General features: G+C 76.2%; 11 protein-coding genes. 6 read left to right on the forward strand and 5 right to left on the reverse strand.

What is annotated here, in order from left to right; translation table 11 throughout:
- Positions 1-210 precede the first annotated feature (210 nt).
- Complete coding sequence (locus tag ACIGW4_RS02670; RefSeq protein WP_399578014.1) at positions 211-3,096, reverse strand: LuxR C-terminal-related transcriptional regulator; 2,886 nt, start codon at positions 3,094-3,096, stop codon at positions 211-213.
- 178 nt (positions 3,097-3,274) lie between these two features.
- Here ACIGW4_RS02670 and ACIGW4_RS02675 point away from each other — a divergent pair, with 178 nt between their 5' ends.
- The 6 genes from ACIGW4_RS02675 to ACIGW4_RS02700 all read left to right on the forward strand — a co-directional run bounded on the left by ACIGW4_RS02675 (position 3,275) and on the right by ACIGW4_RS02700 (position 13,315).
- Positions 3,275-4,909: a cytochrome P450 gene (locus ACIGW4_RS02675; protein ID WP_359591194.1), complete on the forward strand. Its 1,635-nt coding sequence runs from the start codon at positions 3,275-3,277 to the stop codon at positions 4,907-4,909.
- A gap of 51 nt (positions 4,910-4,960) precedes the next feature.
- Positions 4,961-7,570 (forward strand): class III lanthionine synthetase LanKC, encoded by a 2,610-nt coding sequence (gene lanKC, locus ACIGW4_RS02680; RefSeq protein WP_399578016.1) that lies wholly within the window; start codon positions 4,961-4,963, stop codon positions 7,568-7,570.
- Positions 7,571-7,840: 270 nt separating this feature from the next.
- Positions 7,841-9,619 (forward strand): ABC transporter ATP-binding protein, encoded by a 1,779-nt coding sequence (locus tag ACIGW4_RS02685; RefSeq protein ID WP_399578018.1) that lies wholly within the window; start codon positions 7,841-7,843, stop codon positions 9,617-9,619.
- A 21-nt stretch (positions 9,620-9,640) separates the two neighbouring features.
- Positions 9,641-10,852: a cytochrome P450 gene (locus ACIGW4_RS02690; RefSeq protein WP_399578019.1), complete on the forward strand. Its 1,212-nt coding sequence runs from the start codon at positions 9,641-9,643 to the stop codon at positions 10,850-10,852.
- 10 nt (positions 10,853-10,862) lie between these two features.
- On the forward strand, positions 10,863-11,876 hold the full coding sequence (locus ACIGW4_RS02695; protein WP_359591198.1) for a radical SAM protein: 1,014 nt from the start codon (positions 10,863-10,865) through the stop codon (positions 11,874-11,876).
- Between the two features lie 80 nt (positions 11,877-11,956).
- The gene (locus ACIGW4_RS02700; protein WP_123456928.1) at positions 11,957-13,315 is read left to right on the forward strand and encodes a carboxyl transferase domain-containing protein; all 1,359 of its coding nucleotides are present in this window, start codon (positions 11,957-11,959) and stop codon (positions 13,313-13,315) included.
- Positions 13,316-13,372: 57 nt separating this feature from the next.
- Here the strand turns inward: ACIGW4_RS02700 and ACIGW4_RS02705 are convergent, their stop codons facing one another.
- The 4 genes from ACIGW4_RS02705 to ACIGW4_RS02720 all read right to left on the reverse strand — a co-directional run bounded on the left by ACIGW4_RS02705 (position 13,373) and on the right by ACIGW4_RS02720 (position 15,953).
- Complete coding sequence (locus ACIGW4_RS02705) at positions 13,373-13,696, reverse strand: plasmid stabilization protein (RefSeq protein ID WP_359591199.1); 324 nt, start codon at positions 13,694-13,696, stop codon at positions 13,373-13,375.
- A gap of 65 nt (positions 13,697-13,761) precedes the next feature.
- Positions 13,762-14,223 carry an ATP-binding protein gene (locus tag ACIGW4_RS02710; RefSeq protein WP_398706525.1) on the reverse strand — a complete coding sequence of 154 codons (462 nt, stop codon included), beginning with the start codon at positions 14,221-14,223 and terminating at the stop codon, positions 13,762-13,764.
- Complete coding sequence (locus ACIGW4_RS02715) at positions 14,216-14,644, reverse strand: STAS domain-containing protein (protein WP_399578024.1); 429 nt, start codon at positions 14,642-14,644, stop codon at positions 14,216-14,218. The genes ACIGW4_RS02710 and ACIGW4_RS02715 overlap by 8 nt, the downstream gene beginning before the upstream one ends.
- Positions 14,645-14,744: 100 nt before the next feature.
- Positions 14,745-15,953: a serine hydrolase domain-containing protein gene (locus ACIGW4_RS02720; protein WP_399578026.1), complete on the reverse strand. Its 1,209-nt coding sequence runs from the start codon at positions 15,951-15,953 to the stop codon at positions 14,745-14,747.
- Between the last annotated feature and the right edge of the window lie 125 nt (positions 15,954-16,078).

A 16,078-nucleotide genomic window follows, 5' to 3' on the forward strand; every position in this document is an offset into this window, starting at 1 on the left:
GCGGGCGGCACGCCACCGGGCAGGCCCGGGCAGGCTCCGGACCGGTTCCCGTCGGGTGCCGCCCGGTCCCGGTCCGGCCGGGCCCCCGTCCGGCCGGGCTCCCGGTCCTGCCACGGCCGAGCCCCGTCCGGTCGGGCCCCGGACCGGTCCCGGTCCGGTTCCCGGCGGGTCCCGGCGGGTCCCGGCGGGTCCCGGCGGGTCCCGGTTCGGTCAGGCGAGGAGGACGTCCGCCAGGTCCGCCCGGCCGCTGACGCCGAGCTTGCGGTAGATCCTGCCGAGGTGGTTCTCCACGGTCCGTACGGACAGGACGTACGTCTCGGCGATCTCCCGGCTCGTGCTGCCCCGCGCCGCCATCAGCGCGATGTCCCGCTCCCGGGCGCTGAGCGGCACCGCCGCCGCGGCCCCCGCGAGCGCCGGGGTGGCCGCCTCCTGGCACCGGCCGCGCAGCGCGAGGGCCCGTGCGGCGGCCCTCGCGGCGCTCGCCGCGCGGTCCCGGCGCCGCCACGCCCCGGCCGCCTCCCCGAACGCCTCGGCCGCGTACAGGTGCAGCCCGAGTGCGCCCATCCGCTCGGCGACGGCTTCCAGGGCCGCCGGATCGGGCCCGTCCGCCGGGGCCACCGCCGCGGCGTGGGCGGCCCGGACCTCCGCGAGCGAGCCCTGGACGAGCGCGGTCGCCGCCGCCAGCTCCGCCGCGACGGCACCGGCCCCCGCGCGGGAGCCCCGCGGCCCCCAGCGCAGGACGTCGTGGAGCAGCGCCGTGGCGACGGTCGCCTCGCCACGGGCGAGCGCCGCACGGGCGGCACCGACCATCAGCTCCCGCGCGGGCCCGTCCGCTCCCCGCAGCAGCCGGACCCAGCCGTGGGCGCGGAGCGTGTCGACCTGACAGAGCGGGCTGTACGGCGGGGGGACCGGCCCCGGTCCGTCCGCGCCGGGCACGTGGGGAGGCCTCGGCCCGACCGCCTCCGACGCGTGGGGAGGCACGAGCGCCGGGGCCGGCGGCAGTGCCTCCGCCTCCGGGGCGACACGACCCGTCTGGGCCGCGGCGAGGACCAGGCCCGCGAGGGCGCGCTGCTCGGCGAAGGGCTGGCCGCAGAGGCGGGCGAGGGCGCGGGACTCGCGGAAGTGGGCCAGGGCGTCGGTGACGAGGCCGCGTTCGAGGGCGATGCGGCCTCGGACCCAGGCGAACCAGACGGTGAGCGCCGGGACCGCGTCCCGCATCGCCTCCTGTCCTTCGAGGGCGGTGCGTTCCGCCTCGTCGAGGCGGCCCGACTCCAGGAGGGCGGCCGCCACGAGGTACAGGCTGCGGGCCGGGTAGTAGGCGGTCCACCGGTCGGCGAGCCCGCTCTGGACGGCGTAGGCGTGCCGGCCGGTCCGTACTGCCTCGTCGACGCGTCCGGCGGCGAGCCGCACCCGCAGGTGCGCCTGCAACAGCAGCACGTCCGCCTGGGTCCACGCGCCGCCGTCGCCGCCGGGTTTCGGGTCGGCGCCCTCGGCCAGGGCCAGGACGCCGGCCGCCTCGTCGTTGCGGCCGGCGGCGCTCAGGAGGCCGGCCCGGCAGGCCGTGAGCACGGGCCGGGCCCCGATCCGGCCGGCGGCCCGGTCCAGCACCCCGAGCGCGGCGGGGGCATCTCCGAGGCCGTACAGGTGGTGCTGGGAGAGCGCCGCGGCGGCGGACTCGACCTCGCCCGGCGTGCGGGCCTCGGCGAAGGCCCGTTCCAGGACCGGGATGCTCTCGGTGAACTCGCCGCGCTGGCCGAGCCCTTCGCCGAGCAGCAGCCCGGCCACGACGTGGGGGCCCCGCGCCAGGGCGGCCCGGGCGAGGCGGCACATGGTGTCGACGTCGCCGTCGTCCAGGGCGTGCCCGGCCGCGCGGACGAGCAGGTCGGGGTCGGCCGTGCCGGTGGCGTCGAGCTCCCAGCGGGCGAGGGAGAGCGCGTCGCCGCGTCGCCGCGCCCCGTACTCCCGTACGCGCCCGGCCTGTTCCAGCAGGAGGGCGCGGGCGAGGAGGCGGGGCGTGCCCCGGCGGAGGAGCAGGGCGTGCCAGGGGTGGGCCAACTGGACCCGGCTGCGCCGGTCGTCCTCGGTGACGACGACGAGGTCCTCCTCCTCCAGCGCGGCGAGGGCCTCGGGCGTCACCCGCGCCAGGGCGTCGGCGAGTCCGAGCGGGCCGCACAGGGCGAGCAGCCGCAGCAGGGTCCGCCGGTCCTCCGGGAGCCGGCGGAAACGCCCCTCGGCGGGGGCGTCGAGCAGGGTGTCGTCCAGCGGTCCTGTGAGGCACCACACGTCGTCCACGGGCCGCAGGGTGCCTTCCCGGACGGCGGCGCGCAGGATCTCCCGGGTCCACAGGGCGTTGCCCCGGCCCGCCTCCCACAGGGCCCGGACGGCGGGGGCTGTGACGGGCGCGCCGAGCGTGTCGGCGAGGAGGCGTGCGGTGGTGGCCCGGTCGAAGGGGCCGACGCGGAGGTGTTCCACGGCGTCCTGGTGCCAGAGCGCGCGCAGCGCCTCGGGCCAGTCCGCGCCCCGGGGCAGGGTGGCGACCAGGAAGAAGCCGGGTGCCGGGGCGGTGGCCGCGTCGGTGGCGAGCGCGGAGAGCAGGGTGAGGGAGGAGTCGTCCAGGTGGTGGATGTCGTCCACCAGGAGCAGGGTGCGGGGCCGGCCCGCCGGGGCGGTGAGGAGGTTCCGTAACTCCTGGAAGTGACGCCCGAGTTCACCGGGGAGCGCGGGGCCGGTGAGGTGGGGGGCGAAGGCCGCGAGGGGGACGTGCGCGGCGGCCTCGCTCACGGGGAGCCGCACGGTCCGGTGGTGTGCGGCGGCCTCGTCGGCGAACTCGACGACGAGCCTGCTCTTCCCTACGCCCCCCTCCCCCGTGACGACGACGCCCCGGCAGCCCGGTCTGCGCAGTCCGCCGCGCAGGCGCTCGAGTTCGACGTGGCGCCCGGTGAAGGGCAGGGGCTGCCCGGGGAGGGGCGGAGTCTGCTCACCAGAAGGAAGGGGCCGCTCGGTGGAGGGCAGGGGTCGCTCGGTAGAAGGAAGAGGCCGCTCGGTGGAGGGCAGGGGTCGTCCGGTGGAGGGCAGGGGTCTTCCGTCGTCCGTCATCGGCGTCCCCACCCCCTTCTCCGTCCTTGTGTCGCTTGTCCGTTGAGTAGGTGTCCGCCGGGGTTTGAGTAGGTGTCCACTCTGTCGCCGTTCCCCCCGGCGGCGGAGGCTATGCGGCAGGCGGGCACCACGGTCGGAAGCCCGCCGGCCGTCGGAAGTGCTTCGGGGGGAGTGCGACATGAGCGCCGTGCCGGCGTCGGGGGTGTCCGGGGAGCTCGTGCTCCTCCGCGAAGGGTGTACGGGTGCGGCCGGTCTGGAGGCGCTCGCGGTACGGGGCGGTCTGCGGGTCCGGACGCTCACCCCGCCCACGGGGGGCGGGGAGGGTGACTGGACCGCCCGGCTCACCGGCTTCCTGGGGGCGCCGGAGAGCCCGGACCGGATGGTCCTCGCGGCGGAGGGCCGGGCCTGTGGCGCGGTGTTCGAGCTGGCGGACCGGCATCCGGAGCGGGTCGTCGCCGTGGTGGCGATCGCCCCGGAGGCGCCGGTGGCGGACGTCCCGCCTCCGGGCCTCGCCTGTCCGGTCCTGGTGCTGCCGGGCCCGGACGACGGGTCCGGGCCGGCCGTCGAGCGGTTCCTCCTGGACCTGCGGACGGGACCGGCCGAGGAGGGGTGCCCCGTGGGGAACCGGGCGCTCTCCCCGGCGGATCTGCACGAGCCCGCGGTCATGCGCCGCTTCGCGGCGGCCGGGCCGGTCCACCGGCTCGCCTCGCCCGGCACCGTACCGACCTGGGTCGTCACGGGGCACGAGGCCGCACGGGCGGTCCTGTCCGATCCGGGCCTCCGGGGGGACACGGCGACGACGGCCGGTTACCGGCCGCAGCCGCCCGGGCTGGCGGCCGTCCACCCCGGCGGCGCCGACACGGTCACGGTCGACGCCGAGGAGCACGGCCGGCTGCGCGGACTCGTCGACCGGCACCTCACCGACGAGTGGGTCGACTCGCTCCTGCCCCGGCTGCGCCGGGTCGCCGACGGGTTCCTGGACGCGCTGCCCCGGGACCGGGAGGTCGACCTGGTGGCCGCGTTCGCGGTCCCGCTGCCCGTGGCCGCGCTCTGCGAACTCCTGGGCGTGCCGGAACCGGACCGGCCGTACCTCGCCGACTGGCTGGTCCGGCGGGTCCCGACGCCGCCGCCCGCCGCGCACGAGGACGTCGACGCCTACCTGGGCGGTCTCGTCGCGGAGCGGCGGAAGCGGCCCGCCGACGACCTCCTCGGCAGGATGTCCGAGGCCGGCCGCGACGAGGACGTGGTCGCGGCGGCCCGGCTGCTGCTCGTCTCGGGGGCCCGGCCGACGACGACGCTCCTCGGGAACGGCGTCGCCGCGCTCCTCGCCCATCGCGACCAGTGGCGGCTGCTCACCGGGGACCCGGACGCGGTCGCCGGGCCGGCCACCGAGGAACTGCTGCGCCACGTCACGCCGTACCCGGTGGGGTTCGCGCGGCGCGCCGTCGCCCCGGTCGACACGGCCGGCGTCCGGATCCCTGCGGGCCACCGCGTCCTGGCCTCCCTGACGGCCGCGAACCACGACCCGGCCGTGGTCCCGCACGACCCGGCCGTCGTGCCGTCGGCGGGAGCGGCCCGGGGGCCCGACCTGGGGCGCGCCCCGTGCCCCCACGCCTCCTTCGGCCACGGGCGGCACGCGTGCCCCGGCGCCGGCTTCGCCCGGGCGGTGGTCCGCACGGCGCTCGGCACCCTGGCCCGTCGGTTCCCCGGCCTGGACCTGGCCCCCGGCACACGGGAGTTGCACTACCGCAGGAGCCGGGTGCGGTACCTGCTGGCGCTGCCGGTCCTCCTCGGGCCCGAGCGCCGCGCGTAGCGCCCCGCGTCCGGCCCTTTCCTCCACCCTTCTCGCACGGGAGACGTCCGCATGGAAGCCACCACGATTCCGGAGCTGATGGCCTACTGTCAGGCCGATCCGGCCTTCTTCGAACCGCCGTGGCACATGCGGGACGAGGACAGCCTGTTCGGGGCCGGGAGACGGCCCTGCCCGCCCGGCTGGCGCCGCCGCGCCAACGGCCTGTGGACGGTCCTCGAGCCCGAGGACGGGCGGCTGCCCGAGCAGGGCTGGAAGATCCACGTGTCCGCCACGGACGCCGACGCGGACGCCGTCTGCGACCTGGTCTCCGCGTTCTGTCTCGCCCGGGGCGTCACCTTCAAGTTCCTCCGCAGCGGGGCCGCGCTGCGCCTCATGAACAGCAAGTACGCCGACCGCGGCGGCAGCGGCAAGCTGCTCACCCTGTACCCGGCGGACGACGCCGTCCTCGGCGGGCTGCTGCCGGAGCTCGCGGCGCTCCTGAAGGGCTTCACCGGCCCGTACGTCCTCAGTGACGTCCGGTACGAGGACTCCCCCGTGTACGTCCGGTACGGCGCGTTCGTGCCGCTGACGTACACGGCGCCCGGCGGCGAGCTCGTGTACGCCGTGCGGGCGCCGGACGGCTCGCTGGTGCCGGACCGGCGCGACCCGGTCTTCACGGTCCCGGAGTGGGTGACGGTCCCGGAGGTGCTGCGGGAGTCGGTCGGGCGCCGCACGGCGGGCGGCGGGGAGTTCCCGTACCTGATCGAGAAGCCGCTGCACTTCTCCAACGGCGGCGGGGTCTACCTGGCCCGGGCCCGGGACGGGGGCGGCTACGTCGTCCTCGTGGAGGCCCGGCCGCACGCGGGCCTCGACCGCGACGGCGCCGACGCCGTCGCCCGGCTGGCCCGGCAGCGGGAGGTCCTGGAACGCCTCGACGGCCTCGACTGCGTGCCCCGGGTCCTCGACCACCTGGTCGTCTGGGAGCACCACTTCCTCGTGGAGGAGTACGTCGAGGGCCAGACGCTCATGGAGGAGGTGTTCTCCCGCTATCCGCTGGGGAGCCCCGAGCCCTCGGCCGAGTGGCTCGCCGAGTACACCGAGTGGGCGACCGGCGTCCTGGCGAAGGTGGACCGGGCCCTGACGGCCGTCCACGCGCGCGGGGTGCGCTTCGCCGACCTGCATCCGGCGAACGTCATCCTGCGGCCCGACGGGCGGGTGGCCCTGATCGACTTCGAGATCGCCGGCGACCTCGACGACCCGAAGCCGCCGGCGCTCGGCGCGCCCGGTTTCACCGCGCCCGAGGGGGTGTCCGGGCGGGAGGCCGACGCGTACGCCCTGAACTGTCTGCGCCAGTGGATGTTCCTCCCGATCAACCCGCTCCAGGAGCGCGACCCCGTCAAGTACGCCACCCTCACCGACGTCATCACCGCGCACTTCCCGGTGCCCGAGGGCTTCGGCGCCCGTCTCGTCCGCAAACTGGGCGAGGGCCGTGAGCCCTTCGGCGAGGACACCGCGGCCCGGCTGTTCGCCAGGGCTCCCGAGGACTGGCCCGCCGTCCGGGACGCGCTCGTCGCCGGCATCCGGGCGAGCGCGACCCCGGACCGCACGGACCGGCTCTTCCCGGGCGACCCCCAGCAGTTCGGCACGGGCGGCATCGGCGTCGCCTCCGGAGCCGCCGGGGTGCTGTGGGCGCTGCACCAGGCGGGCGCCGCCGTACCGGAGGAGTACGGGGAGTGGCTGGCGGCGGCCGTGCGGCGGGTGAGGGACCCGCGTCCCGGCCTGATGGACGGCCTGCACGGCGTGGCGGCGGCGCTCGACGCGCTCGGACGCCGCGCCGAGGCCCTGGAGGTGCTGGACCGGGCCCGCGCGCTCCACGCGGGGCTGCGGGCGCCCGGCCTCCACTCGGGTCTCGCGGGCGCCGGGCTGAGCCTGCTCGGGTTCGCCGAGCTCACCGGCGACAGGGAGCTGCGCGCGGAGGCCCTCGGCATCGGCGAGAGGCTCGCCGCGGAACTGAGACGCGAGAACGGCTCCTTGATGTTCCCTCCGCAGGGGCGGGTGGGGCTCGAACACGGACTGACGGGAGTGGCGTACTTCTTCCTGCGGCTCCACGAGCTCACCGGCGACCCGCGCCACCTCGGCCTGGCGCGGACGGCGCTGCGCCGCGAGACGGACCGGGGACAGTTCCTCCCGGACGGGGGCTTCCGGCTCCTGTACGGCAACCGGCACCTGGCCTACCTGGGGCCCGGCAGCGGCGGTCTCGCGCTGGTCCTCGCCCGGTACCTCGCGCGCCTCGGTGACGCCCCGGACCCCGATGCCGCCGAGTTCGCGCGGGTCGTCGCCGGGGTGCGGCACGCCTGCCGGGCGCCGTTCGTCCGCCATCCGGCGCTGTTCATGGGGCGGGCCGGCATCATCGCCACCCTCGGTCTTCTCGACGTGCCCGAGGACCGGCCGCACGTGCGCGAACACGTCCGGCGGCTGTCCTGGCACGCCGTCTCCCACGAAGGCCTCCCGGCCTTCCCCGGCAACCAGCTCCTGCGCCTGTCCATGGACCTGGACAGCGGTTCGGCGGGCGTACTGGTCGCCCTCGGCGTCGCGTTCGAACGGAACGCGTCGATCGTCCCCTTCCTCGATCTGCGGGCGCCCGCGACCGGGGAGCCGCTTCCGGACCACGGAGGGAGGTGAGAGAGATGGCCTGCGTTCTCCAGCTGCAGTCGCTCGGCGAGGCCGAGTCCGCGCACCCGTGCAACAGCTGGGTGACCTCCTACAAGGGCACCTGCTGACGGGTCCGGTGCCGGGGCCGCTTCCACGGCGGCCCCGGCACCGGCGATCCCCGCGGACGCCGGCATCGACGACTCCGACAGGGCACCGGCATCGGCGGTCCCGACGGGGCCCGGCGCCGACGCCCCGGCAGAGTCCCGGCACCGGCGTCCCCGACCCGCTTCGAGGAATCCCGTGAAGACACCGCCCCACCGCCCCGACGGCCCGCCCGAGCGGCCCACGACCTCCGTCCGGCGCGTCCTGCTCGACCACATCCGCCCCTCCTGGCCGGCGCTCGCCCTCGGCGGTCTGCTGAGCCTGGTGACCACCGCCGCCGGACTGGCGATCCCGCTCGTGGCCGAGCGGCTCATCGACGGCCTGACCCACGACCGGCCCCTCGGCGGCGTGCTGTTCGCGATGGGGGTCCTCGTCGCCGTCACCGCGCTGGCGGGCCCGGTCGCGCAGTACGTGCTGCGCCGGGCCGCCGAGACGGTCGTCCTCACCGCGCGGCGGCGCCTGTCCTCGCACCTCCTGCGGCTGCGGATCGGCGAGTTCGACCGGACCGAGCCCGGCGACCTGATCGCCCGGGTCACCTCCGACACGGCGCTCCTGCGACAGGTCACCACCGACGCCCTCGTCGGCACCGCCATGGGGGCGCTCACCCTCGTCGTGACCACGGTGCTGATGGGTCTGCTCGACCCGGTGCTCACCGGCGTGACGCTCGGCGTGCTGCTCCTCGCGGGCTGGGTGGTGCGCACGGTCATGGTGCGCGTCAACGAGGCCGGGACCGCCGCCCAGGAGTCGGTGGGCCTGGTCGGGGCGGCCCTGGAGCGGGCGCTCGGCGCGCTGCGCACGGTGAAGGCCTCCGGAGCGGAGGACCGGGCCGAGGCCGCCGTCCACGAGGCGGCCGAATCCTCCTGGCGGGCCGGGGTGCGGGCGGCGAAGTGGCTGGCGCTCGCCGGCAACACCGCCGAACTCGCCGTGCAGACCGCCTTCTTCACCGTCCTCGCGATCGGCGGCAGCCGGGTCGCGTCCGGCGCCCTGGACGTCGGCCGGCTCATCGCCTTCCTGATGTACGTGTTCTACCTGGTGCCCGCCGTGCAGCAACTCGTCGGCGGTGTCAGCCAGTACCACCTGGGGACGGCCGCGGTGAACCGCATCCGGGAGACGGAGGCGCTGCGCGCCGAGCCGACGGGCCGGTCCGCGGGTCCGGAACCGGCCGACTCCCCCGTACCGGCCTCGCTGGAGTTCCGGGACGTGCACTTCCGGTACGGTCCCGGACTGCCGCCCGTGCACCGGGGGGTGAGCTTCTCCGTGCCGTCCCGGGGCACGACGGCGTTCGTCGGCCCGTCCGGGGCGGGCAAGACCACCCTCTTCTCGCTCCTGGAGCGCTTCCACGAGGTCTCGGCCGGCAGCATCCTCCTCGACGGGCGCCGTCTGGACAGCTGGGACCTTCGGGAACTGCGCTCCCTGATCGGTTACGTGGAGCAGGACGCGCCCGTCGTGTCCGGTTCCCTGCGGGAGAACCTGCTGCTCGGCCGGCCCGGCGCGAGCGGTCCCGAGCTGGACCGGGTCCTGCGCACGGCCCGCCTCGACGAGCTGGTGGCGCGCCTGCCGGAGGGCCTGGACACGCCGGTGGGGCACCGCGGCACCCGGCTCTCCGGAGGGCAGCGGCAGCGGGTGGCGATCGCCCGCGCGCTGCTCCGCCGCCCCCGGCTGCTGCTCCTGGACGAGGCGACGTCGCAGCTGGACGCGGTGAACGAGGCCGCGCTGCGGGACACCGTCGCCGACGTGTCGCGGACGACGACCGTCCTGATCGTGGCGCACCGGCTGTCCACGGTCGCGATGGCGGACCGGATCGTCGTGCTCGACGGAGGTGTCGTACGGGCCGTCGGCACGCACGCCGAACTCCTCGCCGGCGATCCGCTCTACGCCGGGCTGGCGGCCACCCAGTTCCTCGAACCCACCCCCTGAACCTGGAAGGAGGACCGACCGATGGAATGCCCGTACGCCGGATCCGCCCGGCCGCCCGTGATCGGCGCGGAGATGCTCAGGGACCACGCGGCCCTGACGCGGCTGCGCGAGCGCGGCACGGTGGAGGTGAGTCTCGGCGGCCGCGAGGACGGCCTGATGGTCACCCGGTACGAGGTGGCCGCCGCCGTCCTGGTCGAGCCGGCCCTGCGCGGCGAGCACCCGCTCGCCGTGTCGATGCGCACCGGCGCGGACGAAGAGGCCTGTGACGAGGAGCAGTTGTTCTTCCTGCCGACCGAGGAGCACCGCCGGCTGCGCCGCACGGTCTCCCGCCACCTGACCCACCGCCGGGTCGCGGCGCTCGTCCCGCGCGTCCGGCGGGAGGCCGATCTGCTGCTCGCGGCCGTGCCGCCGGGCGAGGCCGTCGACCTGGTGCGGGTGTTCTCCCGCCCGTTCCCGGTCGCGGTGCTCTGCGAACTCCTGGGGATCCCCCGGGCGGAGCGGGGGTACGTCCGCGACTACCTGTACGGCTGGATCGCGGAGTACGGCGGGGCGAGCACCGTCACGGAGAGCGCGGGACACGCCCTGTCCCGCTATCTGAAGGGGCTGGTCGGGGCACGGGCCGAGTCGCCCGGGGACGATCTGATCAGCGCGATGCTCCGGCAGGGCGGCGAGGACGCCGAACTGCTGCGGGAGGACGCCCTCGCCGCCGTCCGGTTCCTCCTCGTCGCGGGCCACCGACCGGTCACCCGGCTGATCACCGACGGCCTGGAGCTGCTGCTGCGGCAGCGGGAGCACTGGGAGCGGCTCGTCGCCGACCCGGGCCGGCTCGACGCCACCGTCGAGGAGCTGCTGCGGCACGTCACCCCGACGACGCTCGCGTCCCGCTACGCCGGGGCTCCCACCGAGGTGGACGGTGCCGCGCTGGCCGGGGGCGGCGGGGTGCACTGCGCGCTCGCGGCCGTCAACCGGGACCCGGACCGCTTCGAGGACCCGGACCGCTTCGACCCCGACCGGACGCCCCGTGCCCACCTGGCCTTCGGCCTCGGGCACAAGCACTGCCTGGGCTCGGCGCTCGCCCGCGCCGAGCTGCGGATCGCCTTCGGCACCCTGCTCGCCCGCTTCCCGCGCCTGGCCCTCGCCGAACCGGCCCCCGGCGTCGAGGAGGAGCCCGAGCGGCGCCGCCTGTGGGTGGTCCTGGCCCCGGACGGCGACCACGAACCCGCACCGCGCTGAAGGAGCCGCCGTGGAGATCCCCGACCACCCGCTGGAAGTCCTGTGGGACATCACGTACGCCTGTCCGCTGCGGTGCACGCACTGCTACTCCGAGTCCGGGCGGCGCCCGGCCCGGCGCCTCTCCGGTGCGGACATGCTGCGCGCCGCCGACGCGATCCTGGCCCTCGGGGCGCGGGGGGTGTGCCTGGCCGGGGGCGAGCCGCTGCTCGTGCCGGAACTGTTCGCGGTCGCGGAGCGGTTCACGGCGGCCGGGGTGTCGGTGTCGCTGTTCACCAGCGGCTGGACGCTCGACCGGGCGTCCGCCGGGGCCGCCGCGCGCGCCTTCTCGACGGTGAGCGTGAGTCTCGACGGGGCCACGGCCGCCGTCCACGACCGGATCCGCGGCCGGCGCGGCTCCTTCGACCGCGCGGTGGCCGCCCTGGGGCTGCTCGACGGAGCGGGGAACGCGGCGATCGGCGTCGACTACGTGGTCATGCGGAGCAACGCCCACCAGGTCGAGGAGTTCCTCACCGCCGTCGCGCCCCGCCTCCCGGGCCTCGGGCAGGTGTCGTTCGGGGCCGTCGTCCCGGAGGGGCTCGCCAGCCGGCCGGGCTTCGCGGAGCACGAGCTCCTGGACGACGCGCGGGTGCGGCTCCTGGGCAGCGCGGAGTACGGGCGGCGGCTCCAGGAGCTCGCGCCGCCGGGCGTCCGGGTGACGAGCACCGACAACCTGGCCCTGCGGATGAGCCCCGACCTGGTCGCCGCGGGCGTGTGCCTGCCGGTGCTCCAGATCGAACCGGACGGCGCGGTGCGGGCGATGGCGGCCTACGAGGGAACCGTCGGGAACGTCCTGACGGACGATCCGGCGGAGCTGTGGCGGCGGGCCGTCGCCCGCTGGCACGACCCGTTCGTACGGGAGGCCCTGGGTGCGGTGCGGACCATGCGGGAGTGGGCGGAGGCCACGCGGGCGATCGACCTCCGCTTCGGCACGGAGGCGGACCGCCGGCGGATCGCCCGCCGACCGGAGTTCCTCCCGGGCGGCTGACTGCTACCGGACGGTAGGGTGGAAGCGCAGCACCGCACCATCCCGTCCGTACACCCCGGCGACGAGCGGCGAGGCCCCGCATGAGCGATCCGACGACGGCACGCGAGGCGATCGCCCTCGTCACCGACGACTTCCACGAACTCCCCTTCGCGGAAGGCCCGCTGACCGGCGACGGGCCGATCGGCTGGCCCGGCTACTCCGCCGCGCACGCCCGGGCCGCCGACCGCACCGGCGAGACCGAGTCGGTGGTCTGCGGCACGGGCGTGGTGGGCGGGGTGACGGCGGTGCTGATCTCCTTCGAGTTCCGGTTCCTCGGCGGATCCCTCGGCGAGCGGACGGGCGCGCGGGCCGCCGCCGCCCACGCCCTGGCCCGGGCGCGGCGGCTGCCCGTGGTCGTCCTCCCGGCCACCGGCGGCAGCCGGATGCACGAGGGCATGCGCGCCCTCCTGCAACTGCAGCTCCTGGCCCGCGAGTCGGAGGCCACCCGGGCCGCCGGGCTGCCGCAGATCGCCGTGCTGCGGGATCCGACCACGGGCGGCGGCTGGGCCACCCTCGGCGCCGGCTCCGACGTCGTCCTCGCCCTGCCCGGCGCCCAGGTCGGCTTCGCCGGTTCCCGCGTACGGCCGCCGGACGCGGACCCGGCCGCGTACACCGCCGAGGCGCAGCTCGCCCATGGCCACCTCGATGCGATCGTGCCGCCCGCGGCGCTGCGCGAGACTCTCGGACGCTGGCTGTCGCTGCTCGTCCGGCCCGCCGAGGGGCCGGTCCCGCCGCCGTACGCGCTCGGCGATCCGGGGATGCCGCCCGCCGCGAGCGGCCGGGAGGCGGTGGCGCGCGCCCGGCGTCCGGACCGGCCCCGGGCCGACGCGTACCTCGACGCCCACTTCACCCTGCGCGAGGAGATCTCCGGCGACCGCTGCGGGGGCGTCGACCCGGGCATGCGGTGCGGTTTCGGGCGGCTCCCCGACGGCCGGACCGTCGCCTACGCGGCCCAGTGCGGCACCGCGACCCGGCCGGCCGGCTTCCGCGCGGCGGCCCGCCTGGTGCGCCTGGCCGACCGTCTCGGCATCCCGGTGCTCACCCTCGTGGACACCCCGGGCGCCGCCAACGACCCGGCGGCGGAGCGCGCGGGCGCGGGGACGGCGATCGCCGACCTGTTCGCCGCCGTGGCCTCCGCCCGCACCCCGCTCACCTCGCTGCTCATCGGCGAGGGGGGTTCCGGCGGCGCCCTGGCGCTCGCGGCGCCGGGCAACACCTGGGTCACGCCGGACGGTTACTTCTCCGTCATCGCGCCCGAGGCGGCCGCCGCCATCCTCAAACGGGCTCCCGAGGAGGCCGGGACCACCGCCGACCAGCTGCGGCTGCGGCCCCGGGACCTGGTGGACCTCGGCGTCGTCCGGGGCGTCGTGGGGCCTGCTCCGGAGCGGCCCCGGACCTGACGAGGGGCCCGGGGCCGGCGGTCGCCCGAGAGCTCTCGCTCCTTGCCCGGGATCCGCCTACTCGCCCAGGGCCTTCTTCAGTCCGGCCTTGTCCATCGAGGAGCGGCCGTGGATGTTGCGGCGCTGGGCCTCGGCGTAGAGCTGGTCGTAGGTGGGGCCTTCCGAGCCGCTGTGCGAGCGCTTGCCGCCGCGGCGCGAGGAGGACATGTCCTGCGTGGAGCTCTTGCTCGCGGTCTTCGACTCGCCGGCCCGCGCCCGCTCCTTGTTCACGGTGCGCGCGGCGATCTCCTCGGCGCGCTTCTCGCTCTCGCCCCGGTCCAGGGCGCTCTCCTTGATGTGCTCGTACTGCCGCTCCCGCTTGGCGTTCGATCCGCGCGGCATGACCCGCTCCTCTCCGTCCGGATGCGATGACCCCCGCGTCCGACGCCTGCCCGGCGCCGTCGGGTCTAATCCGGTTCGTCCCGCTTCCTTCGGGGCGGGCGGTCGACCTCCAGCCAGACCACCTTGCCCACGGCTCCCTGTCCCTTGTCGAGGCTGCCCCAGTCGCCGGCGAGCCGGTCCAGGACCATCAGGCCGTGCCCGCCGGGCAGCGCGGGGGACCGTGGCACCCGCACCCGCGGATGCTCCGGGCTGGCGTCGTGCACCTCGACGCGCAGCCGTCCCCTGCCGTGCCGCAGGACGAGCTCCTCGGGGCCGCCGGCGTGCAGGCAGGCGTTGGTGACGACCTCCGACACGAGGAGCAGGACGTCCTCGACCCGCTCCCCCGCCTCCTCGCTGTCCGGGGGGATCCACCCCCAGTCGGCCAGGGCCTTCGCCGTGAAGTCCCGGCAGCGCGAGACGACGCCGCGCGTCCCGTGCAGCACCAGCCTGCGGACCTGGTTCGGAGGACCGTCCTCGCCGTCAGCCATGAATGTCTCCCCCGTCTCGCCCGTCCCGCGTCCCGGCGTCCTCGTCGGCCAGCGCCTCCACCGCGTCCGCGTACACCCGGAAGACCGTCCGGGCCCCGGTGATGTCGAACATCCGGTTCACCGGCGGGTGGAGTCCGGCGAGGTCCAGGAGCCCGCCCGTCTCCCGCAGGCGCGCGCGGGCCCGCAACAGCTCGTTCAGGCCAGTCGAGTCGCAGAAGGTCAGGCCTGAGCAGTCCACGACTACCCGCCGGGCCCGGGCGTATTCGTCCAGCGCCCGGCGCAGCGGGCCGGCCGTGTCGTGGTCGAGTTCGCCGCCCAGTTCGAGGACGACCACCGCGTCGGGCGTCCCGGGCCGGGCCCGGACGACGAACCGGGGGGTGGGGGGCGGCGGCCGCTCCCCCGTACTGTCGTCGGCGCCCATGGACACCGGCCCACCTCCTCGTACCGCTCGGCGAGACCACCTCTTCCTTTCATTTTCGGGCAGACGGCCGCGATCGACACCCCCTGGGGGTGCCGGCTCCTCAGCGGGGCCGGACCGCGCCGTCGTAGACGTGGTCGGGGGTGACGATCGAGGTGATCGCGCGGGCGAGCGGCGTGGACGGCTCCTGGCCCTGGCTGAGGCTGTCCGTGTTGATCATGATGACGAGCGTGGCGTCCCGCTCGGGCAGGTAGACGGTCACCGTCTCGTACCCCGGGATCGAGCCGTTGTGCCCGATCCAGCCGTTGGCGTCGAAGATGCCGAGGCCGTAGCCGAGGCCGGGGTGGCCGGTCGGCAGCGTCCTGAGCCGCTGCGCCTGCGTCCCGGGGCTGAGCAGTTCGCCGGTGGCGAGGATCTTCGCCCAGCGGCGCAGGTCGTGCATGTCGGAGATCATCGCCCCGGCCGCCCAGGCCCAGCTGGGGTTCCAGTCGGTGGAGTCCACGACCGCGCCGCTGAGCGTCTGGTTCGTGTAGCCGCGGGGGTGCGGCTCGGGGAACTCGGGGCCGTGGGGGAGGAACGTGTGGCGCAGGCGGGCCGGGCGGAGCACGCGCTCGCGGAGGAAGGCGGTCAGGGGCCGGCCGCTGACCTTCTCCACCACCAGGCCGAGGAGCACCAGGTTGCTGTTGGAGTACTCGAACTTCGCGCCCGGCGCGAAGGTGTTCTTGTGCCTGAAGCCGTAGGCGAGCGCCTCCTCCGGGGTGAAGGAGCGCTGCGGGTCGCTGAGCAGGTCGTGGATGAAGTCCGGGTCGGAGGTGTACGGGAAGAGGCCGCTGCGCATCTCGGCGAGGTGGCGCAGGGTGATCCGGTGGCCGTTCGGCACTCCGTGGATGTAGCGGGAGACGGGGTCGTCGAGGCGGATCCGGTGGTCGTCGACGAGCTTCAGGAGGGCGGTGACCGTGAAGGTCTTGGTCTCGCTGCCGATGCGGACGAAGCCGTCGGTGGTCATCGGCTCGCCGGTGACCTTGTCGGCGACGCCGGTCGCGTGGACGTAGCTTCCCCTGCCGGGCATCCACAGGCCGACGGCGACGCCGGGGATGCCGGCCTGCTTGCGGACGTCCTCGACGGCCCGGTCGAGCCGGGCGGTGAGCTCGGGGCCGAGTCCGCCGGGCGGGCAGTCGTCCTCGCCGTGCCCGACGACGGCGTCGCCGCTCACGGCGTGGACGGCGGCGGCGGGCGCGGCCGTCACGGGGGCCAGCACGGACGCCACGAGCAGGGTCGCGGCGAACAGCCGGCGGGAGGGGGTACGGCGCATGTCGGGAGTGCCTCTTCCGGTCACGAGCTCGGGGTCACGGGCTCAGGAGGGGCATCATCACCACCGGGGCGGAGGCGGTGGCGCCGCGGTCCGGCGCGTGTGCGGCGAGTCCACCCGTACGGGGC

This window comes from Streptomyces sp. NPDC053513 (assembly GCF_044544765.1).
Lineage (GTDB): Bacteria > Actinomycetota > Actinomycetes > Streptomycetales > Streptomycetaceae > Streptomyces > Streptomyces litmocidini.